General features: G+C 65.2%; 17 protein-coding genes. 9 read left to right on the top strand and 8 right to left on the bottom strand.

The window, feature by feature from the left end; all coding sequences use genetic code 11:
* Positions 1–148 precede the first annotated feature (148 nt).
* Together JQ633_RS29080 and JQ633_RS29075 are read right to left on the bottom strand one after the other, a co-directional pair.
* On the bottom strand, positions 149–2377 hold the full coding sequence (locus JQ633_RS29080) for an alkaline phosphatase family protein (protein ID WP_211988596.1): 2229 nt from the start codon (positions 2375–2377) through the stop codon (positions 149–151).
* Positions 2378–2622: 245 nt separating this feature from the next.
* Positions 2623–3108, bottom strand: a complete 486-nt coding sequence (locus JQ633_RS29075; protein ID WP_349631627.1) for a PaaI family thioesterase — start codon at positions 3106–3108, stop codon at positions 2623–2625.
* 161 nt (positions 3109–3269) lie between these two features.
* Between JQ633_RS29075 and purL the strand changes: the two genes are divergently transcribed.
* A complete protein-coding gene (purL, locus tag JQ633_RS29070; protein ID WP_211988594.1) occupies positions 3270–5531 on the top strand; it encodes a phosphoribosylformylglycinamidine synthase subunit PurL in 2262 nt (753 codons plus the stop codon).
* Positions 5532–5715: 184 nt separating this feature from the next.
* Here the strand turns inward: purL and JQ633_RS29065 are convergent, their stop codons facing one another.
* The gene (locus tag JQ633_RS29065; RefSeq protein WP_211988593.1) at positions 5716–5976 is read right to left on the bottom strand and encodes a GlsB/YeaQ/YmgE family stress response membrane protein; all 261 of its coding nucleotides are present in this window, start codon (positions 5974–5976) and stop codon (positions 5716–5718) included.
* A gap of 154 nt (positions 5977–6130) precedes the next feature.
* On the bottom strand, positions 6131–6607 hold the full coding sequence (soxR, locus tag JQ633_RS29060; protein ID WP_211988592.1) for a redox-sensitive transcriptional activator SoxR: 477 nt from the start codon (positions 6605–6607) through the stop codon (positions 6131–6133).
* A 170-nt stretch (positions 6608–6777) separates the two neighbouring features.
* Between soxR and JQ633_RS29055 the strand changes: the two genes are divergently transcribed.
* Positions 6778–7833, top strand: a complete 1056-nt coding sequence (locus JQ633_RS29055) for an efflux RND transporter periplasmic adaptor subunit (RefSeq protein WP_249159730.1) — start codon at positions 6778–6780, stop codon at positions 7831–7833.
* A 34-nt stretch (positions 7834–7867) separates the two neighbouring features.
* Positions 7868–10948 (top strand): efflux RND transporter permease subunit, encoded by a 3081-nt coding sequence (locus JQ633_RS29050; RefSeq protein ID WP_211988590.1) that lies wholly within the window; start codon positions 7868–7870, stop codon positions 10946–10948.
* 1 nt (position 10949) lies between these two features.
* Here the strand turns inward: JQ633_RS29050 and JQ633_RS29045 are convergent, their stop codons facing one another.
* Positions 10950–12134, bottom strand: coding sequence for an acyltransferase family protein (locus tag JQ633_RS29045; protein WP_211988589.1), 1185 nt, complete (start codon positions 12132–12134; stop codon positions 10950–10952).
* 199 nt (positions 12135–12333) lie between these two features.
* Between JQ633_RS29045 and JQ633_RS29040 the strand changes: the two genes are divergently transcribed.
* A complete protein-coding gene (locus tag JQ633_RS29040) occupies positions 12334–12507 on the top strand; it encodes a DUF1328 domain-containing protein (protein ID WP_211988588.1) in 174 nt (57 codons plus the stop codon).
* Positions 12508–12580: 73 nt separating this feature from the next.
* Here the strand turns inward: JQ633_RS29040 and JQ633_RS29035 are convergent, their stop codons facing one another.
* On the bottom strand, positions 12581–12940 hold the full coding sequence (locus JQ633_RS29035) for a DUF427 domain-containing protein (RefSeq protein ID WP_211988587.1): 360 nt from the start codon (positions 12938–12940) through the stop codon (positions 12581–12583).
* 185 nt (positions 12941–13125) lie between these two features.
* Between JQ633_RS29035 and JQ633_RS29030 the strand changes: the two genes are divergently transcribed.
* Both JQ633_RS29030 and JQ633_RS29025 read left to right on the top strand, forming a co-directional pair.
* Entirely contained in the window at positions 13126–13362 is a 237-nt protein-coding gene (locus JQ633_RS29030; RefSeq protein WP_139484640.1) for a BolA family protein, read from the top strand.
* A gap of 32 nt (positions 13363–13394) precedes the next feature.
* The gene (locus tag JQ633_RS29025) at positions 13395–14576 is read left to right on the top strand and encodes a low temperature requirement protein A (protein WP_211988586.1); all 1182 of its coding nucleotides are present in this window, start codon (positions 13395–13397) and stop codon (positions 14574–14576) included.
* A gap of 124 nt (positions 14577–14700) precedes the next feature.
* Here JQ633_RS29025 and egtD read toward each other — a convergent pair whose 3' ends face one another.
* Both egtD and egtB read right to left on the bottom strand, forming a co-directional pair.
* On the bottom strand, positions 14701–15669 hold the full coding sequence (egtD, locus tag JQ633_RS29020; RefSeq protein ID WP_211988585.1) for an L-histidine N(alpha)-methyltransferase: 969 nt from the start codon (positions 15667–15669) through the stop codon (positions 14701–14703).
* A gap of 53 nt (positions 15670–15722) precedes the next feature.
* Entirely contained in the window at positions 15723–16973 is a 1251-nt protein-coding gene (gene egtB / locus JQ633_RS29015) for an ergothioneine biosynthesis protein EgtB (RefSeq protein ID WP_211988584.1), read from the bottom strand.
* 284 nt (positions 16974–17257) lie between these two features.
* Here egtB and grxD point away from each other — a divergent pair, with 284 nt between their 5' ends.
* Genes grxD through JQ633_RS29000 form a run of 3 tightly spaced genes read left to right on the top strand, consistent with a single transcriptional unit; the run spans position 17258 to position 19465 of the window.
* Positions 17258–17590 carry a Grx4 family monothiol glutaredoxin gene (grxD, locus tag JQ633_RS29010; protein WP_016843475.1) on the top strand — a complete coding sequence of 111 codons (333 nt, stop codon included), beginning with the start codon at positions 17258–17260 and terminating at the stop codon, positions 17588–17590.
* Positions 17591–17592: 2 nt separating this feature from the next.
* Complete coding sequence (locus JQ633_RS29005) at positions 17593–18138, top strand: O-acetyl-ADP-ribose deacetylase (protein WP_211988583.1); 546 nt, start codon at positions 17593–17595, stop codon at positions 18136–18138.
* Between the two features lie 46 nt (positions 18139–18184).
* On the top strand, positions 18185–19465 hold the full coding sequence (locus JQ633_RS29000; protein ID WP_211988580.1) for a serine hydrolase domain-containing protein: 1281 nt from the start codon (positions 18185–18187) through the stop codon (positions 19463–19465).

The raw sequence follows: 19465 nt of genomic DNA, 5'->3' as shown, positions 1-19465 counted from the left end.
CAGGGGCTCGCCGCGGCGTCATTTCAATTATCGGCAAATAAATTTGATCGTAACAGCTTGAACCAATGAACGCCATCGGCGCCCATCGCTAGACCGGTGTGATCGATGGACGCACGTACGGCGTCCATCGATCGAGCTTGCAAAAGTCCTAGCGCAGGATCTCGCGCAGCGCCTCGCCATCGACCTGGTGCGGTGCCGCGCCGAGAATCCGCATGATGGTCGGCGCCACGTCGATATTGCGCATGCGCCGCACCACGGTGTCCTGGCGGATCTGCGGCCCCGCGGCGATGAACGTCGCGCTCATCACCGGCAGCTCGGGATCATGACCGTGGGCGCCGTAGAAGTTCGGCATCGACAGCGCGGTGGTTGCCGCGTTGAACGCGGCGTCGCCCTTGCGCGCGACGCCTGGGTTCTGCACGCCGTCGAAATTGTAGCCGGGAGCCATCAGCGCGAACACATCGCCAAAGTCCTGGCCGATGGTCTTGCTGAGGCACTGGCCGGTGCCGGCGTCGCATTGCAGCGGCCGGGTCTCGACGACGGTGAAGATGCGCTGCTCCTTGAGCGAATAGTTGAACTGCGCATTGGGATCGACCGCGTTCTTCACCGCATCGGTGATCTGCGCGACCAGGGCCCGGTAGGTCGCCAGATCGACGGTGCCGCCGAGCTCGCGATTCTGCAGGTTGACGTAGATGTTGGCGGCCGGCCCGGAGGTGCGGATCGCGATCTTGCTGGTATCGACACCCGCGTTGCGCAGCATGTTGGTGAGATTGACCGAGGTGTGGAACGGCGCGAACCCGTGATCCGACACCACGATCACGTTGCTGTTGCGGCCCGCCGCATCGGCGATCTGCTTCACCGCCTTGTCGGCGGTCTGGTAGGCGAAGCGGATGTAGGACGCGTAGCGCTTGACCTTGGCCGGATCCTGGTTGGCGCCGATCGAGTTCGGGTCGGTCGGGTTGGTGCCCTGGCGCGGATCGGTGAGCAGGAACTGGTGCTCGGAACCGTCGGGCTGCTCGATATAGACCATCACCAGATCAGCGTCCGGATGGGTCTTGATCGCGCGCTCGCCGATCTCGGCCTGGTAGCGCACGAAGGTCTTCACCATGTCCTCGAACATGGTCTCGATCTCGAGGTCGGGGAAGTTGGTGAAGCCCGGGCTCAGCCGCTCCGGAATGCGGAAGTCGGCCTGCGGACGCCAGAACCCGATGTTGTTGTTGATGTCGTCGACATCGCCGATGACGGGCGTGTTGCGCGGGATGAAGTTGGCGCCGTAGCGGGCGAAGCGTACCACCGAGAGGTCGGGCGACAGCGCCGAGACGAAGTACGCAGCACCGACCTTCGCTCCGCTGCCTTCGAAGAAGAACGGCGCATTCTCGCCGCCGAACTTGGCGTAGGCCGGTCCGGTCGACGGCGCGTGGAACGGTCCCGCGGTGATGCCTTTGTTCGCGTCGAAGAACACCAGCGTGTCGTAATTCACCTTGCGGTCATTGGAGGTGTCGATCGCGGCGACGCGGATCGAATATTTGACGTCGAGCGTCGCGCCGTTGGTGCAGGTCGCGGTTTGCGCCGAGGAGCACGAGAAGCTCTCGATCGGAACCGTGGTCACCAGCACCGGGCTGAACGAGAAGTGGCCGGCAGCCTGCAGCGCCGCCACGATGGCCGGATCGGGCGTGAAGTCGCTGCGCGACAGCGAGAAACCCTGGGCTCCGATGCCGCCGAACGCGCCGAACGGGACGGTGTAGTCGGTAACGCGGATGGGCTGGGCCGACTGCACCACGGTCTTGTTGATGGAGATGTCGGCGCCGTCGCCGCCGGGCCATGTCGCGGTGACGACCTTCTTGCCCTGCTGGCGCAGCTGCACCCACAACGGCAATGCGGTCGGCTGCGGCGATGGTCCGAGCGGGCTCTCATTGTAGCCGCCGATCGGCGCCGCAAAGCCGCTGATGCTGCCGCTGATCGGCCCGACGATCGGCTCGAACGTGTTCGAGGGGATGTCGTTATGCACAGCCGTCGAACCGGTTGCGATCGCGATATGCGAGACCGCCGTGAGCGACGGCGACGCCGTCACGTTCTGCAGTGCTACCGCGCCGCGCCGGGAGAGGCGGGCGAGGCCGCCGTCGCGCGGCAACACGCCTTCCTCGATGAATTTTTGGATGAAATCGGGCTTGGCGCCGTCGAGCGAGATCATCACCACGCGCGGCTTGCGGCCATGATGCTCGCCGCCGTCATGATCATGATCCTGATCGTGACCGCGCGAATCGCCGCCGCGATCGCCATTGTCGCCGTCCTGGCCGGCGCGCGCCGGAGTTGCGATGCACGCCAGCGATGCGACGAGTGTCATCGCCGACGTGACGGAAAGCAAAGTCTTCAAGTTCATCGGAGTGCCCCATGTTCGTTGCGCGAATTGCGCATCGGAAATGTTTGGCAACCTTCCGGGGCTTGGCTGACGCGCATGTGACGCGCGTGCGACGAGGCAACGACAGCGCGTCGCTGTGTCACAGCCGTCGTTTCATCGCTTCACGCGAAGAACGCGCGTGAAGCCAACGAGCTAACGCTGCGCCTTCGATTCAATTCGCGTCGATGTAACGGCGGGATGACAGCGCGTTTCCACAGTCGCGCGCGTTACGACACGGTCTGCTGTGCCGACGTCTTCCGCTTCACGCGCTTGATGGTGCCGGAGAACGTGAACAGCGTCCGCGTGCCCGCGCGCAGCTTGCCGCGCAGAAAGATCAGCGAACCGCCGGCGCGCGTCACCTCGCCGTCGCATTCGATCAGTTCACCCTCGCGGGCGGCGTCGAGGAATTCACAGGAGAAGCCGACCGTGACGCCGGAGGAGCCCTGCAACTCGCCATGGGCGAGCGCGAACAGGCAGTAGTCCGCAAACGTCATGAAGCAGCCGCCATGGACGTTGCTGGAGCCATTGAGGTGCTTTTCGGCGACCCGGAACGCGCAACGGATACGGCCGTCCTCATCCACCCGGTGGTAGAACGGGCCGGTATGGGTCTCGAAATTGTCGCGCCGCCAGGTGCGCCAGCCGGCGAATTCGCCCGCGGTTTCGATCTGGATGCCGTAGTTGTCGAGGGATGCAATTTGGGACAGGTCGTTCACGAAATCCGGGCCTTCCATGCGGGGTTTTGGACCTTAAATCCGATCCATCCCCGCAGTGCAAACACAATGGCTGCGGCCGGCTGCCGCAAAGCTCTGGACAGGCGAAAAATGCCCTCTAAAAGGCCTTTTCGCGCCCGTTCGATCTACCTATTAAGGGACCCATGACCGCGCCCAAGAATGAGCCCCAAATCACCCCCGAACTCGTCGCCGCCCACGGGCTGAAGCCGGACGAGTATGAGCGTATTTTGAAGCTGATCGGGCGGGTTCCGACCTTCACCGAGCTCGGCATCTTCTCGGCGATGTGGAACGAGCACTGCTCGTACAAGTCCTCGCGCATCCATTTGCGCGGACTGCCGACCAAGGCGCCCTGGGTGATCCAGGGCCCCGGCGAGAATGCCGGCGTAATCGACATCGGCGACGGCCAGGCGGTGGTCTTCAAGATGGAGAGCCACAACCACCCCAGCTATATCGAGCCGTACCAGGGCGCGACCACCGGGGTCGGCGGCATCCTGCGTGACGTCTTCACGATGGGCGCGCGGCCGATCGCCTGCCTCAACGCGCTGAGCTTCGGCGCGCCGGAGCATCCGAAGACGCGCCACCTCGTGTCCGGCGTGGTCGCGGGCGTCGGCGGCTACGGCAATTCGTTCGGCGTGCCGACGGTCGGCGGGCAGGTGCGCTTCCACACCCGCTATGACGGCAACATCCTGGTCAACGCGATGGCGGTCGGCCTCGCCGATTCCGACAAGATCTTCTACGCGGCGGCCTCAGGCGTGAACATGCCGATCGTCTATCTCGGCTCCAAGACTGGCCGCGACGGCATTCACGGCGCCTCGATGGCCTCGGCCGAATTCGACGACGCCTCCGAGGAGAAGCGGCCGACCGTGCAGGTCGGCGATCCCTTCGCCGAAAAGCTGCTGCTGGAAGCCTGCCTCGAGATCATGGCCGCCGATTGCGTGGTCGCGATCCAGGACATGGGCGCGGCCGGCCTGACCTGCTCGGCGGTCGAGATGGGCGCCAAGGGCGACCTCGGCGTCGACCTTCACCTCGACGCGGTGCCGACCCGCGAGACCGGCATGAGCGCTTACGAGATGATGCTCTCGGAGAGCCAGGAGCGCATGCTGATGGTGCTCAAGCCCGAGAAGGAGCAGGAAGCCGAGGCGATCTTCCGCAAATGGGGGCTCGATTTCGCCATCGTCGGCTATACCACGCCGACCAAGCGCTTCGTCGTCAAGCACGGCGGCGACGTGATGGCCGATCTGCCGATCAAGGAGCTCGGCGACGAGGCACCGGTCTATGACCGCCCGCATGTCGCCTCGAGCGCGCAGGCCGTGATCCGCGGCCAGGACGTCAAGCCGCCGCTCGGTATCGCCGAGGCGCTGGTGAAGCTGATCGGCACGCCCGAACTGTGCTCGAAGCGCTGGGTGTGGGAGCAGTATGACCACGTCATCCTGGGCAATACCGTACAGCGGCCCGGTGGCGATGCCGCCGTCGTGCGCGTGCAGGACGGGCCCAAGGGCCTCGCGCTCACCGTCGACGTCACGCCGCGCTATTGTGAGGCCGATCCGTTCGAGGGTGGCAAGCAGGCGGTGGCGGAAGCCTGGCGCAACATCACCGCGGTCGGCGGCCGGCCGCTCGCGATCACCGACAATCTCAATTTCGGCAACCCCGAGCGCCCGGAGATCATGGGCCAGTTCGTCGGCTGCCTGAAGGGCATCTCGGAAGCCTGCCGCACGCTCGACTTCCCGGTCGTCTCCGGCAACGTGTCGCTCTACAACGAGACCAACGGCCGCGGCATCCTGCCGACGCCCTCGATCGGCGGCGTCGGCCTGCTCGACGATTTCACCAAGTCGGCGACGCTGGCGTTCAAGGCAGCCGGCGAGGCGATCCTGCTGATCGGCGACGCGCAAGGCTGGCTCGGCCAGTCGGTCTATCTGCGCGACGTCTGCGGCCGCGAGCAGGGCGCTCCGCCGCCGGTCGATCTGGCCGCCGAGAAGCGCAACGGCGACGTGGTGCGCGGCATGATCCACGCCGGCACCGCGACCGCCGTGCATGACATCTCCGACGGCGGCCTCCTGATCGCGCTCGCCGAGATGGCGATTTCAAGCGGCATCGGCGCGCAGTTGCTCGCCGCGCCGTCGTCGATCGTGCCTCATGCCTATTGGTTCGGCGAGGATCAGGCCCGCTACATCGTCACCGTGCCTGCGGCCGAGGCCGGGCTGGTTTTGGCGAAGATGAAGGGCGCGGGCGTGCCTTGTGCGAGGATCGGCACGACGGGTGGCGATGCGATCGCGGTCGCCGGCGAGACGCCGGTCGCGATCGAGAACCTCACCCGCGCCTTCGAGCACTGGCTGCCGAACTACATGGGCGGCACCGCCGCCTGGTCCGATTGGATCACCTCGCCCCGCTTGCGGGGAGAGGCGTAGGCCGCCTTCGGCGGCCGTTCTCAAGAACGCCGAGGCATGGCCTCGGCTATGACGCATCGCCAGATGCGTTCCGGGTGAGGGGGAGTCTCCGCGCGCGCAACTGCTGCCGCTGATGCGGAGCCGGCCCCTCACCCCAACCCTCTCCCCGTAAGAACGGGGCGAGGGAGCAGACCGTCATCGCGCTCTAGGCCCTACCGCGGATCGCGCGCCACAGGAAGATGATGATGCAGGCGCCGATGAAGCCGGCCACGAGATAGGCGATCCAGCCTGCGCCGAGCGACACGCCCATCATGGCCAACAGCCAGTTCGCCAGCGCGGCGCCGACGATGCCGAGGATGATGTTCATGATGATGCCGGTTCCGGACTTCATGAACATCTCGGCAAACCAGCCGGCCAATCCTCCGACGATGATTGCGGCGATCCATCCGATTTGCGGGTCGTTCATCTGACACTCCCTGAGGCCATGCAGTCCGGCCAGCATAGCCGAGAATCACCGGCCGCCATGTGTCAATCGTCACCTGTCCCCGGCTTGCCGGGCGTGCCAGCCTGGTTCGTTGCGCCCGAATCGGGACGCCGGCGGCGCGCTCTCAGGCTCCGTCTCAGCCTTGCTGTTTGCGACGGTGCCGGCGCTCGGCGGCGTTGATCAGGATGCGCGGGCCGGGGCCCTGGGCCGCGAGCTTGTCGTCGGCGTTGCGCAGCGGGCAATCGGTGACCGACAGGCAGCCGCAGCCGATGCAGTTGAACAGCTTGTCGCGCAGGTCGGTGAGATCGTCGATCCGCTGCTGCAGCGTCCCGGTCCAGGTGCGCATCGCGCGCGTCCACTCCCGCATCGTCGGCGCGCGCTCGAGCGGGATCGCCGCAAAGGCCTCGCGGATCTCGGCCAGCGGAATCCCGGCACGCTGCGCGATCCGGATCACCGCGATCCGCCGCAGCACGCCGCGCGGATAGCGCCGTTGATTGCCGCCGGTGCGGCGGCTCGCGATCAGTCCCTTGCTCTCGTAGAAGTGAAGCGTCGAGACCGCGAGCCCGCTGCGTCTCGCCATTTCACCGACCGATAGCTCCCCACCGAGCGTCATCGTTGGAATTCCTGTAAGCCCGCCGGCCTTGACCTCAACTATGGTTGAGGTTCTATATCAGTGGCCGGCTTGCAGGGGCAAGCTTCCGGCGGCAGGCGCCGGTTCGCTGTTCTGGAATCGAAATGCCGTCCGCATCATCAGACTCGCGCGGGTCGCTGCGCGCTCGCGCAATGCCGTTCGGCATTGTTCTCGTGTTGATCGTCGCCGCAGGCGCCGCGCTGTTCGCCTCGCGCGGTGACCGCGCCGCGGCCAAGACCACCGCCGAGCCGCCGCCGACGCCGGTCGCTGCGATGGTGGTGCGCACCGAAGCCCTGCCGCGCGCAATCGAGGCGATCGGCTCGCTGCAGGCGGTGCGCCAGGTGATCCTGGCGCCTGAAGTCGCCGGCCGCGTCACCGCAATCAATTTCGAGGCCGGCACCGACGTCGCCGCCGGCGCGGCGCTGGTGCAGCTCTACGACGCGCCGCTGCGCGCCTCGCGGGTCGTCGCGGTCTCCAAGGGCCGCTTCGCGCAGCTGCAGGAGAAGCGCTCGCAGGGGCTCGCGCCGTCGGGCTTCGTCACCCAGGAGGTGCTGCAGCAGCGGCAGGAGGATCTCAAGCAGGCCGACGCCAGCGTCGAACAGCTCGATGCGCAGATCGCGCAGATGACGATCCGGGCGCCGTTCGCCGGCCAGATCGGCCTGCGCAAGGTCAATCTCGGGCAATACGTCAATGCCGGCGATGCGCTCGCCACGCTGACCGCGCTCGATCAGCTCTATGTCAATTTCACCGTTCCGCAGCAGCGCCTGTCAAATCTGAAGGTGGGAGGCGCGGTGACGATCCGTACCGATGCTTTCCCCGATCGGGTATTTGAGGCCAAGATCAACGCCATCGAACCGCAGGTCGCCGAGGACACCCGCAACGTCCTCGTGCAGGCCCTGCTCGACAATCCCGACCGGCTGCTGCGGCCGGGCCTGTTCGTGATGGTCAATGTCGTGCTGCCGCCGCAGCCCGACGCGATCGTGGTGCCGGTCACCGCGATCCAGACCTCGGCATCCGGCGAGAGCGTGCTGGTGGTGCGCGACAACAAGGCGATCGCGGTTGCGGTCAGGACCGGACAGCGCATCGGCGAACGCGTCGTGGTGGAGCAGGGGCTGTCGGCGGGCGACCACATCGTCACCGCGGGCCAGCTCCGCGTCATGCCCGGCGCCACCGTGCAGATGACGATGGCCGAGGAGAAGGGGCGCTGACATCAGCGCCCAGCGAACGCCCAAGGTCAGCATCATGCATTTCACCGACATCTTCATCCGGCGGCCGATCCTTGCGACCGTCGTCAGCCTCCTGATCCTTTTGGTCGGCAGCGCGGCGATGCTGTCGCTGCCGGTGCGGCAGTATCCCAGCATGGAAAGCGCGACCATCCAGGTCGACGTCTCGTTCCCGGGCGCGACCCAGGACGTCATGCAGGGCTTCGTCACCTCCGTCATCGCGCAGTCGATCGCGACCGCCAACGGCATCGAGTATATGACGTCGAACTCGACGCTCGGCCTCAGCCAGATCAAGGCCAAGCTGGTGCTCAACGCCAATGCCGACCGCGCCATGACCGAGGTGCTCGCCAAGGTGCAGCAGGTCAAGTACCGGATGCCGGCGGGCGTGTTCGATCCCGTCATCACCAAGATCACCGACGGCGCCTCCGCGGTGCAGTACATCGCCTTCAGCAGCGACACGCTGACGCCGGCGCAGATCACCGATTTCGCCACTCGCGTGGCGCAGCCGCTCTTGACCTCCGTGCCCGGCGTGGCGTCGGCCGATACCTCGGGCGGATCGCCGCTGGCGATGCGGGTGTGGATCGATCCGTTCAAGCTGGCGGCGCGCGGCCTGATCCCGGCTGATGTCGCGGCAGCCTTGCGCTCCAACAACGTGCAGGCCGCGCCGGGGCGGCTGCGCGGCGAGATGACCGTCACCAACATCACCGCGGCGACCGACCTGCGCAATCTCGACGACTTCCGCAGGATGGTGATCAAGACCAGCGCGGGTAGCGGCGGCCTGGTGCGGCTCGGCGACGTCGCGACGCTCGAGATCGGCGGCGAGAACTACGATTCCAACGCGCGCGACAGCGGCAAGCCCACCGTCTACATCGCGGTCCAGCCGACGCCCGACGGCAATCCGCTGGAGATCGTCGCCGCAACCCAGAAGGTGATCGATGACCTCAACCGGGTGGCGCCGCCCGGATTGAAGGTCGCCGACGTCTTCAACATCGTGCATTTCGTCAAGGCGTCGATCTCGGAGGTGCAGCACGCGCTGATCGAGGCGATCCTGATCGTCGTGGTGGTGATCCTGCTGTTCCTCGGATCGTTCCGCTCGGTCCTGATCCCCGTTGTCACGGTGCCGCTGTCGCTGGTCGGCACCGCCGCGATGATGCTGGGGCTCGGCTTCTCCATCAACCTGCTGACGCTGCTCGCCATGGTGCTGGCGATCGGGCTCGTGGTCGACGACGCCATCGTCGTGGTCGAGAACATCCATCGCCATATCGAGGAAGGCCTGCGTCCCGGTGAGGCGGCGCTGATCGGTGCCCGCGAGATCGTCGGCCCTGTGATCGCGATGACCATCACGCTCGCCGCGGTCTACGCGCCGATCGGCCTGATGGGCGGGCTGACCGGCAGCCTGTTCCGCGAGTTCGCCTTCACGCTCGCCGGCTCGGTGGTGGTGTCGGGGGTCGTCGCGCTGACCCTGTCGCCGATGATGAGCGCGCAGCTGCTCGGCGAGGCGAGCACGCACGGCCGCTTCGCCCGCTTCGTCGAGCACCAGTTCGCGAAATTGTCGCGCGGCTATGGCCGGTTGCTGGCGGCGACGCTGAAGATGCGCGCCGCGGTGCTGCTGGTCGCCGTCAGCGTGCTGGCGGCGATCGTGGTGCTGTTCTTCGGCAGCCAGCGCGAGCTGGCGCCACAGGAGGACCAGGGCTACGTGTTCACCGTGCTGCGCGCGCCGCAATATGCCAGCGTCGATTACACCACGCGCTATACCGACCAGATCGAGCAGCTCTATCGCTCGTTTCCGGAATATCAGGCAAGCTGGGTGGTCAACGGCACCGACGGCCAGAACTATGCGTTCGGCGGCATCACCCTGACCGATTGGGACAAGCGCAAGCGCTCCGCCAACGACATCCAGAACCAGCTCTATGGCATGTCCTACGGCGTGCTCGGCGCGTCGGTGACGCCGTTCCAGCCGGCGGCGCTGCCGGCGGCGACCGGCGGCCTGCCGTTCCAGATGGTGGTGCGCTCGGCCGGCAGCTTCGCCAGCATCTATCAGGAGGTCGAGGGCCTCAAGCAGGCGGCCTGGAAGAGCGGGCTGTTCGCCTTCGTCGACAGCGACCTCGCGTTCGACAGTCCGACCGCGCGGATCACCATCGACCACGCCAAGGCCGCTGAATCCGGCGTCAGCATGCAGACCATCGCCGATACGCTCGCGGTGCTGGTCGGCGAGAATTACGTCAACCGCTTCAACTTCTTCGAGCGCTCCTATTCGGTGATCCCGCAGGTGCGCCAGGCCGACCGCGTGACGCCGGAGAATCTCGGCAGCTTCAACGTGCGCTCGAGCTCGGGCCAGATGTTTCCGCTGTCGACGGTGATCAAGGTCAACGTCAAACCCGAGCCGAACCGGCTGCCGCAGTTCAATCAGATGAACGCCGCGACGCTCTCGGCGGTGCTCAAGCCCGGCGTGACGATGGGGCAGGCGGTTGCCTTCATGCAGGGGCAGCAATTGTCACCCGGCATGACCATCGACTGGCTGTCGGACAGCCGGCAATACGTCCAGGAGGGCAATCGCCTGATCGTCACCTTCGGCATGGCGCTGATCGTGATCTTCCTGGTGCTCGCCGCGCAGTTCGAGAGTTTCCGCGATCCGCTGGTCATCATGGTCACGGTGCCGCTCGCGGTCTGCGGGGCGCTGCTGCCGCTGTATTTCGGCTTCACGACGCTGAACATCTACACCCAGATCGGGCTGGTCACACTGATCGGGCTGATCTCCAAGCACGGCATCCTGATGGTCAGCTTCGCCAACGAGATCCAGCACAATGAGGGGATCGACCGCGTCGCCGCAATCCAGAAGGCGGCTGCCGTGCGGATGCGCCCGGTGCTGATGACGACCGCCGCGATGGTCGCCGGCCTCGCGCCGCTGCTCTACGCCGACGGCGCCGGCGCGGCGAGCCGCTTCGCGATCGGCATCGTGGTTGTGATGGGCATGCTGATCGGCACGCTGTTCACGCTGTTCGTGCTGCCGACCTTCTACATCCTGATCGCCCGCGACCACCGGGCGGCGGCCGGGGCACGGCTGGAAGCCGTGGCGCCGACCAGCGAGATTGCGGCGTAGCCTAGAGCACGTACCTGGCGCCGGGGATCTTGCGCAGCACTGTCGTGGCGGCCCAGCTCAGCGCCACGGTGGCGAAGAATGCGATCGCCGCCTTGGCGATCGCCGGCAGGTCGAAGTCGAACAGCCAGTATTGCAGCCACAGCACGATCGGATAGTGCACCAGGAACATGCCGTAGGCGTCCGCCTGCATGCGGTCGAGCAGGGTCGGGCCCGACGCCCTCGATTGCAGGAAGTAGGCCAGGATCGCGAACAGGATCGAGGCGCTGAACAGCACGAAGAAGGTGCCGTAGAGGGCGAGATACCAGGACGGGAGCGGATCGGGGTTACCGATCACCTGGCGCTTGATGTAGATCATGACCCACATCAGGGCATAGGGAATCAGCGTGACGCCGGTCCAGAACCAGCGTCGCTGGGTCAGCCGTCCGTTCGCGCTGAGCACGCCGTTCTCCAGCTGAGCGGCGCCGATGCCGGCGCCGATGAAGAAATAGCAGGCATACAGCAGCACGCGGCTCGACTGCACCGAGAACGGTCCGAATTCGAACCAGCGGTTCTGGCCGTAATAAATCAGCGGTGGCAGGTAGAACAGCGCGCTGGCCACGACGAGAAGCAGCCAGAATTTCGAGGGACGCTGAAATCCCTTCAGCGAGAGGCGGTTGATCGGATCGAGCAGGCGGGGCGAGATGCGGTAGAGCAGGCTCGCGGTCAGGTCGAACATCATCAGCACCCAGACGAACCAGATCGGACCGGCCGGCCAGGGACCGACGGTCATCGTCCTTCGCCAGAATTCGACGAAGCCAGTACCGGGAGAGTGACGCAGTTCGATCGCCCAATAGGCGAGCGGGATCACGGTGACGGCGCAGACCACGAACGGCAGGCCGAGCCGCAGCAGCCGGTCGCGCAGGAAGATCAGCCACGGCTTGTGGCCCAGCCCGGGCCACACGAACAGGCCCGACAGGAAGAAGAACATCGCCATGAAGAAGCTGTCGGTGCCCAGCACCACGCAGTCGAAGCCGATCCACGACGTCGGATCGGTGTGCCCGAAATAGGTGTAGGGGATCACCGCGTGGTGCAGCAGCACCACCAGGGTCAGAAATGTCCGTGCACGATCCAGCGCGACGTTGCGTGCATGCGCCTTCGGTGCTGCCTGGACGTCGACGGCCGGAGCCGCGTGAGCGATCGATTTCATTGTGTCCCCAGCCGGACGTGCAGCCGGATGTTGCAATCGGGAGGCGGATTCAGCAAGGCCCAATCGTCCCGATTGGGGGGCAGCGAGGTCGAGGTCGGTCATTCAGCGGGTCTGGGTCGATTTGGAACTGTGGTTGGTAGAGGGCGTTATCGGAAAGAAATGGCCAACGCGCTGGGCACGCGGCCACGCGGAGCAAGCAATGACGATTCTGAAATGGGCGCTGATCTTCCTCGTCGTGTCTGTCATCGCGGGCCTGCTCGGCTTCACCGGTATCTCAGCAGCCTCCGCCGACATCGCCCGCTTCCTGTTCTATGTGTTCGTCGTGATCTTCCTGGTGCTCCTGGTCCTCGGGCTCACGATATTCAGGGCCTAGCGGTGCAATGCTGCTTCAAGCGAAGCCGTGATTCCGGGACGCGAAGCGAACCGGCATGGCGGCGAACGAGCTCCTAGGCCACTTCCTCGATCTTCACCTTGTCCGGATAGAATGCGAGGTGCCCGGCGATCTCGGCCATCGCCGGGAAGGGCGCCTCATAGGTCCAGATCGCATTGTCCAGCGTCTTGCCGTTGGCCTTTACGGTGAAATAGCTCGCGTCGCCCTTGTAGGGGCAATGCGTGGTCCGCTCGGTGCGGGCGAGCAGCTCCATGTTGGCGTCCTGGCGCGGGACGTATTGCACGGCCGGGTAGCTGGCTTCCTTCAGGGTCAACGCATGGGTGGTCTCGGCGATCACGACGCCGTCGGCGGTGACGCGGACGCGCTTCGGATTGGGCGTGATCGTGATCGGATGGTCGGGGCCGGGGAGCTTCATCGGGCTGCGCCTTTTCTGGTCATTTCGGCGTGAATGCTTGTGACCGATTGATGCAGGTTTCAATCGCTCGGAATGGGAATATAGTGACGCCCCGGATGATCTAGAAGACCCGCAGGGGCTAGGTTTATCCTTGTCACGGCCGCGTGAGCGGGCCTGATTCGATGGCTTGAAGGAGGTTGACTGGGATGCCGATGGACGCCCGTGATATCGAATCGATGATCAAGGCAGCGATCCCGGATGCCGATGTAACGATCCGCGACCTGGCGGGCGACGGCGACCACTACGCCGCCACCGTCATTTCAGAATCCTTCCGCGGCAAGTCCCGCGTCCAGCAACACCAGATCGTCTATCAGTCGCTGAAGGGACAGATGGGCGGCGTGCTGCACGCGCTGGCGCTGCAGACCGGGGTGCCGGAAGGCTAACCCGGCAATCAGGGGGCGGGGGCCTCGGGGCGATGGTGGACAATCCGCGCGGCGCGATGTTTCGCGTCATCGTGCCCGGCCAGCACAGCCGTGTCACCAATGCCGAGCTGTTCTTCGACCTGGTCTTCGTCTTTGCCGTCACGCAGCTGTCGCACACGCTGCTGCACCACTTCACCCCGCTAGGCGCGGTTCATGTCACGCTGCTGTTCCTCGCGGTGTGGTGGGTGTGGGTCAACACCACCTGGGTCACCAACTGGCTCGACCCCGAGCTGACGCCGGTCCGCCTGCTGGTGTTTCTGCTGATGCTGGGCGGGCTCTTGCTGTCGACCTCGATCCCGACGGCCTTCGAGGGGCGCGGGCTGTGGTTCGCCGGCACCTATGCGGCGATGCAGGTCGGCCGCACCCTGTTCTGGCTGCTGGCGACGCCGCCGCGCCGGACGGCGGTCCGCCGCAACGCGATCCGGATCCTGAGCTGGCTGAGCTGCTCGGCCGTGCTGTGGATTCTCGGCGGCTTCGCCGAGCACGAGACGCGGCTGTGGCTGTGGATCGCGGCGCTGACGATCGAATACGTCGCGCCTGCCGCCCGGTTCTGGACGCCGGGGCTCGGCTCCTCCCCGATGGAGGCCTGGTCGGTCGAGGGCGGCCACATGGCCGAACGCTGCGCCGGGTTCATCATCATCGCGCTCGGCGAGGCCATCGTCGTCGACGGCGCGACCTTCGCCGAATTGACCTGGACGCCGGAGAACATGGCGGCGTTCCTCTCCGCGCTGGTCGGCAGCATCGCGATGTGGTGGATCTATTTCCACAAGGGCGCCGAGGCCGGCTCGGAGATGATCTCCAAGTCGGAGGAATCCGGCCGGGTGGCGCGGATCGCCTACACCTATCTGCACATGCCGATCGTCGGCGGCATCATCCTCACCGCGGTCGCCGACGAGCTGGTGCTCAAGCACCCCGGCGGCCATTCCGATCTGAAGACGATCGTCAGCTCGGTCGGCGGTCCCCTGCTGTTCCTGGTCGGGACCATCCTGTTCAAATACGTGATCCGCAATTTCCTGCAGCTCTCGCACGGCGTCGGCATCATCGCGCTCGCGGTGACGGCCTTCTTTGCACGCGAGATGTCGCCGCTGGTGCTGTCGCTGGTGACGACGGCGATCATGATCGTGATCGCGGCGTGGGAGTCGCTTTCGTTGCGGTCGGATACAGTGGAAGAATAGCTGCGCAGCTCTATCCTCGTCATTGCGAGCGAAGCGAAGCAATCCATCGTTCCGCATACGCGGAGAGATGGATTGCTTCGTCGCTATCGCTCCTCGCAATGACGGCGCGGCTGGATCCGCGCGCCTACTCCGCGGTCAACGCGTGCACCGAGAACATCCCGCCTGCGTCGGTCCAGCTTTCCTTCACCGACCAGCCGGCGCTGCGGGCAAGCGCCGTGAAGCGCTCGAGCGAGTACTTGTAGCTGTTCTCGGTATGAATGCTCTCGCCCGGGCGGAATGCGAAGGTGTTGCCGAGGATGCGCACGGTCTGCGCCTTGCGGCTGATCAGGTGCATCTCGATGCGATGGCGGTCGCGGTTGTAGATCGAGCGGTGAGTGAAGCCCGACAGGTCGAAATTGCCGCCGAGCTCGCGGTTGATGCGCACCAGCACATTGAGGTTGAAGCGCGCGGTGACGCCGGCGGCGTCGTTATAGGCGTCGTACAGCACGCGCTCGTCCTTCTCGAGGTCGACGCCGATGATCATCTGCGCGCCCTGGCCGAGGATGTTGCGCGCGCTGCGCAGGAACGCGGCGGCCTCGTTCGGCTCGAAATTTCCGAGCGTCGAGCCCGGGAAGAAGCCGACCTTCGGCATGGCGGCGACCGCCTCGGGCAGCGCGAACGGCGTGGTGAAGTCGGCGGCGACCGGATAAATGCCGAGATCCGGGAAATCCTTGCGCAGGCCGTCGGCCTGGGCCTTGAGGAAATCGCCCGAGATATCGACCGGCACATAGGCGCTGAACTCGCAATGTTCGAGCAGGAGCCGCACCTTGGTGGTCGCGCCGGCGCCGAACTCGACCAGCGCCGCGCCTTCGGGGATGATCGCGGCGATCTCGGCGGCGCGGTCGCGCAGGATGCCGAGCTCGGTCCGCGTCGGGTAATACTCCGGCAGCACCGTGATCTGCTCGAACAGCTCCGAGCCGGTGGCGTCGTAGAAATATTTCGGCGACAGCCGTTTCGGATGACGCGCCAGATCGCCGATCACGTCGCCGGCAAACGTCGAGGTCGCCTCGTCGAACGGGTACGCTTTTGCCAAAGCGGCGGCATGCACATTCATGATACTCTCCCGAACGCGCTTACCGGCGCGCCATTGATGTCGACAGGACCCAATCAGGCGTAGTCTGCGAGGCGTAACCCCGTGAATTGCCAGCGATGGAATGGATAGAAGAAATTGCGATAGGTGACACGGCTATGACCTTCCGGCGTCGCCAGTGACGAGCCGCGCAGCACCAGCTGGTTGACCATGAACTTGCCGTTGTATTCGCCGAGCGCGCCTTCGATGGCGCGGTAGCCCGGATAGGGCGAATAGGAGCTGCGGGTCCACTGCCAGACGATGCCGTAGGCGTCGTTGAGCAGGCCGGCGCGCGCAGCGACCTCCCATTCCATCTCGGTCGGCAGATGCTTGCCGGCCCAGCGGGCGAAGGCGTCGGCCTCGTAATAGCTGACGTGACAGACCGGCGCCGACGGATCGATCGGCTGAAGGCCGCCGAGAGTCATGATCTTCCATTCGCCGTCGATCTGGCGCCAGTGCCCGGGCGCCTCCCAGCCCTCGTTCGTGACGGTGCCGAACCCGTCCATCAGCCACAGCGTCGCGGTCGAATAGCCGCCGTCCTTCATGAAGGCGAGCCATTCGGCGTTGCTGACGAGGTTTCTGGCGAGCTTGACCGGGCCGACGAGAGCACGATGCGCCGGCTTCTCATTGTCGAAATGGAAGCTGTCGTCGCCGTGCCCGACGGTGTGGATGCCTTCGTTCAGCGTCACCCATTCCTCGCCGCCGCGATGCGAAGCCGGAAAGCGCCAGGCCGGATCGTAGGCAGGTGGGATCGGGTTCTGCGCGAAGGCGTGCAGGATGTCGGTGTACATCAGCTCCTGATGCTGCTGCTCGTGATTGAGGCCGACCTCGACCAGCGGCACCAGTGCCTGGAGTTTGTCCTCGCCGGCGCTCTGAAAAAAATTCACGACCTCGGCGTCGACATGGCGGCGATAAGCAGTGACTTCGTCGGCGGTCGGACGCGTCAGATGACCTCGCTGGTGGCGGGCATGCCGGGGACCGGCGCTGACGTAATAGGAATTGAAGAGGTAAGCGTAATCCGGGTGGAAGGGCTTGTAGCCGGCACAGTGCTCGCCGAGCAGAAACTGTTCGAAGAACCAGGTGGTATGGGCGCGGTGCCATTTGGCGGGGCTGGCATCCGGCATCGACTGGATCAACTGGTCTTCCGCCGACAGCGGTGCGGCCCGGCGCTCGGTCTCGTCGCGGACCGCGCGATAGGCATCCACCAGCCGCTGGGCGAGCGAACCGGATTCGGAGGATTGTGACGGGGAGGCGGCCATGGCGGCCGCGGCAGAGGCTGGTTTCGTCACGATGGTCTCCGGTTCAGGGGGGAGAACGTTGCTTCGGCGAACTGGTTCCTGGCGGACAGTTCGTCCTAGATGGGGGCTCCGTTACGGAAAAAAAGCCTTACCGCGATGATATTAGCCCCATCAGATGATCCACAGGCGACCGCGCCCGGCGCCCGCCGCATGCCAGATTTCCGCCATTTTGCTTTGGATGCACAATGGTTTGAGCTACATATATAGCCAGTCACGGGTTAGAAGGGCGGGCCGGCCGAGCAGGCTTGAGAGCGCCGCCCGAAAAGGAAGCGAAAATGAGCATCGAGCAATTCATCGACAACGAAGTGAAGTCGAACGACGTCGTGCTGTTCATGAAGGGCACGCCGCAATTCCCGCAGTGCGGGTTTTCCGGCCAGGTCGTGCAGATCCTCGACCACATCGGCGTCGGCTACAAGGGCCTCAACGTTCTGGAATCGGCCGAGCTGCGCAACGGCATCAAGGTCTATTCGAACTGGCCGACGATTCCCCAGCTCTATGTGAAGGGCGAGTTCGTCGGCGGTTGCGACATCATCCGCGAGATGTTCCAGGCCGGTGAATTGCAGCAGCTGTTTGCCGACAAGGGCATCCCGGTCGACGTCGCCGCCTGACCATGTCCGCGCGCCAGATCGGCACGGCGCGGCTCGACATCATCGTTGCCGACATCACGACACTCCGCGTTGACGCCATCGTCAACGCGGCCAATTCATCGCTCCTCGGCGGTGGCGGCGTCGACGGCGCGATCCATCGCGCCGCCGGGCCGGAGCTGCTCGCCGAGTGCCGTACGCTGAACGGCTGCAAGACCGGCGATGCCAAGATCACGAAGGGATACCGTCTCCCGGCCAGCTACGTGATCCATGCCGTCGGCCCGATCTGGCACGGCGGCACGCAGAACGAGGATGCGCTGCTCGCCTCCTGCTATCGCCGCGGCATCGAGCTTTGCCAGACTCATGGGCTGGGCTCGGTGGCATTTCCGGCAATTTCGACTGGCGTCTACCATTTTCCGCCCGATCGCGCGGCCACCATCGCGGTGAAGGCCGTCGTCGATGCCCTCGCGGCGGCGCCCGGCGTGACGCATGTCACCTTCTGCTGCTTCTCGGCGGCCAGCGCCGAGCTGCACGAGGCCGCATTGGCCGACTTTGGCAGCCCTTGTGCCTGATGGCGCGGCCGCTACACTTCGCCGTGATCACCGGGGAGGGAGATTTATGAGTTCATTTCGATGGCTGTGCGCCGCGGCGGTTGGCGCGGTGCTGCTGGCCGCGCCGATGGCGCGGGCCGAAGGCACCTACGAGATTCCGGCGGGTGCACATTTCAACAAGGACAAGCTCGCCAAGATCGGCGAGTTCTTCAAGAACGAGGTTGCGACCGGCAAGATTCCCGGCGCGATCGTGCTGATCCAGCAGCACGGCAAGCCGGTCTATCATGAATTCTTCGGCGTGCAGGACGTGGTCAGCAAGGCGCCGATGACCGACAAGACCATCTTCCGCCTGGCTTCGATGACCAAGGCGATCACCGCCGTGGTGTCGATGCAGCTCCTTGAAGAGGGCAAGTTCAAGCTCGACGATCCCGTCTCGAAATACATTCCGTCCTTCGCCAACATGAAGGTCGGGGTCGAGAAGAAGGCCGACGACGGCAGCAAGACCCTCGATCTGGTGCCGCTGAAGCGGCCGATCACGATCAAGGATTTGATGACGCATACGTCGGGCGTCACCTACGGCTTCTATGGCGACAGCCTGGTCCGCAAGGCCTACAAGGAAGCCAATATCTACGGCGGCGATTTCGATCTCGCCGAGTTCGCCGAGCGGATCGCCAAGCTGCCGCTGCACAACCAGCCCGGTGAGCTCTGGCAGTACGGCCATTCCACCGACATCCTGGCCCGGGTGATGGAAATCGCCTCCGGCAAGTCGCTGCTCACGATCGAACGCGAGAAGCTGCTCGATCCGCTCGGCATGAACGACACCCGCTTCTTCGTCACCGATCCGGAGAAGCAGAAGCTGATGGCCGAGCCGATGCCGAACGACAGCGACTTCCGGGTCGGCCGGGTCAACGATCCGACCAAGGTCAAGAAATGGGAATCCGCGAGCGGCGGCATGGTGTCGACCATGGCGGATTATTCGCGCTTCGCGCAGATGTTGCTCAACGGTGGCACTTTCGACGGCAAGACCTATATGAAGCCCGAGACGTTCAAGCTGCTGACGACCGACTATGTCGGCCCGAACTCCGGGGTCGAGCGCGACTTCTTCTACTTCCCCGGCGATGGTTTCGGCTTCGGGCTCGGAATCGGGGTGCGCACCGATCCGGGCAACGCCAAGCCGCCGCCGCCCGGCGACCTCGGCGAGCTGAAATGGGACGGCGCCAGCGGCTGCTATTTCGTGATTGACCCCAAGCAGGACATGTTCTTTGTCCTGCTGGAGCAGACGCCGACCGAGCGTCAGCGCATCCAGCGGACGTTGAAGCTGCTGGTCTATGAAGCCATGGAGAAGTGA

This window comes from Bradyrhizobium tropiciagri (genome assembly GCF_018130505.1).
GTDB classification, from domain to species: domain Bacteria; phylum Pseudomonadota; class Alphaproteobacteria; order Rhizobiales; family Xanthobacteraceae; genus Bradyrhizobium; species Bradyrhizobium tropiciagri_B.
Note: the sequence above shows the minus strand (reverse complement) of the source record. Positions and strands in the feature narration are given on the sequence as shown.

What these genes read in the sequence shown, in the direction of transcription:
- JQ633_RS29080 (WP_211988596.1), bottom strand. Translation starts at nt 2,377, where the DNA reads ATGAACTTGAAGACTTTGCTTTCCGTCACGTCGGCGATGACACTCGTC.
- purL (WP_211988594.1), top strand. Translation starts at nt 3,270, where the DNA reads ATGACCGCGCCCAAGAATGAGCCCCAAATCACCCCCGAACTCGTCGCC.
- JQ633_RS29065 (WP_211988593.1), bottom strand. Translation starts at nt 5,976, where the DNA reads ATGAACGACCCGCAAATCGGATGGATCGCCGCAATCATCGTCGGAGGA.
- soxR (WP_211988592.1), bottom strand. Translation starts at nt 6,607, where the DNA reads ATGACGCTCGGTGGGGAGCTATCGGTCGGTGAAATGGCGAGACGCAGC.
- JQ633_RS29055 (WP_249159730.1), top strand. Translation starts at nt 6,778, where the DNA reads ATGCCGTTCGGCATTGTTCTCGTGTTGATCGTCGCCGCAGGCGCCGCG.
- JQ633_RS29050 (WP_211988590.1), top strand. Translation starts at nt 7,868, where the DNA reads ATGCATTTCACCGACATCTTCATCCGGCGGCCGATCCTTGCGACCGTC.
- JQ633_RS29045 (WP_211988589.1), bottom strand. Translation starts at nt 12,134, where the DNA reads ATGAAATCGATCGCTCACGCGGCTCCGGCCGTCGACGTCCAGGCAGCA.
- JQ633_RS29040 (WP_211988588.1), top strand. Translation starts at nt 12,334, where the DNA reads ATGACGATTCTGAAATGGGCGCTGATCTTCCTCGTCGTGTCTGTCATC.
- JQ633_RS29035 (WP_211988587.1), bottom strand. Translation starts at nt 12,940, where the DNA reads ATGAAGCTCCCCGGCCCCGACCATCCGATCACGATCACGCCCAATCCG.
- JQ633_RS29030 (WP_139484640.1), top strand. Translation starts at nt 13,126, where the DNA reads ATGCCGATGGACGCCCGTGATATCGAATCGATGATCAAGGCAGCGATC.
- JQ633_RS29025 (WP_211988586.1), top strand. Translation starts at nt 13,395, where the DNA reads ATGGTGGACAATCCGCGCGGCGCGATGTTTCGCGTCATCGTGCCCGGC.
- egtD (WP_211988585.1), bottom strand. Translation starts at nt 15,669, where the DNA reads ATGAATGTGCATGCCGCCGCTTTGGCAAAAGCGTACCCGTTCGACGAG.
- grxD (WP_016843475.1), top strand. Translation starts at nt 17,258, where the DNA reads ATGAGCATCGAGCAATTCATCGACAACGAAGTGAAGTCGAACGACGTC.
- JQ633_RS29005 (WP_211988583.1), top strand. Translation starts at nt 17,593, where the DNA reads ATGTCCGCGCGCCAGATCGGCACGGCGCGGCTCGACATCATCGTTGCC.
- JQ633_RS29000 (WP_211988580.1), top strand. Translation starts at nt 18,185, where the DNA reads ATGAGTTCATTTCGATGGCTGTGCGCCGCGGCGGTTGGCGCGGTGCTG.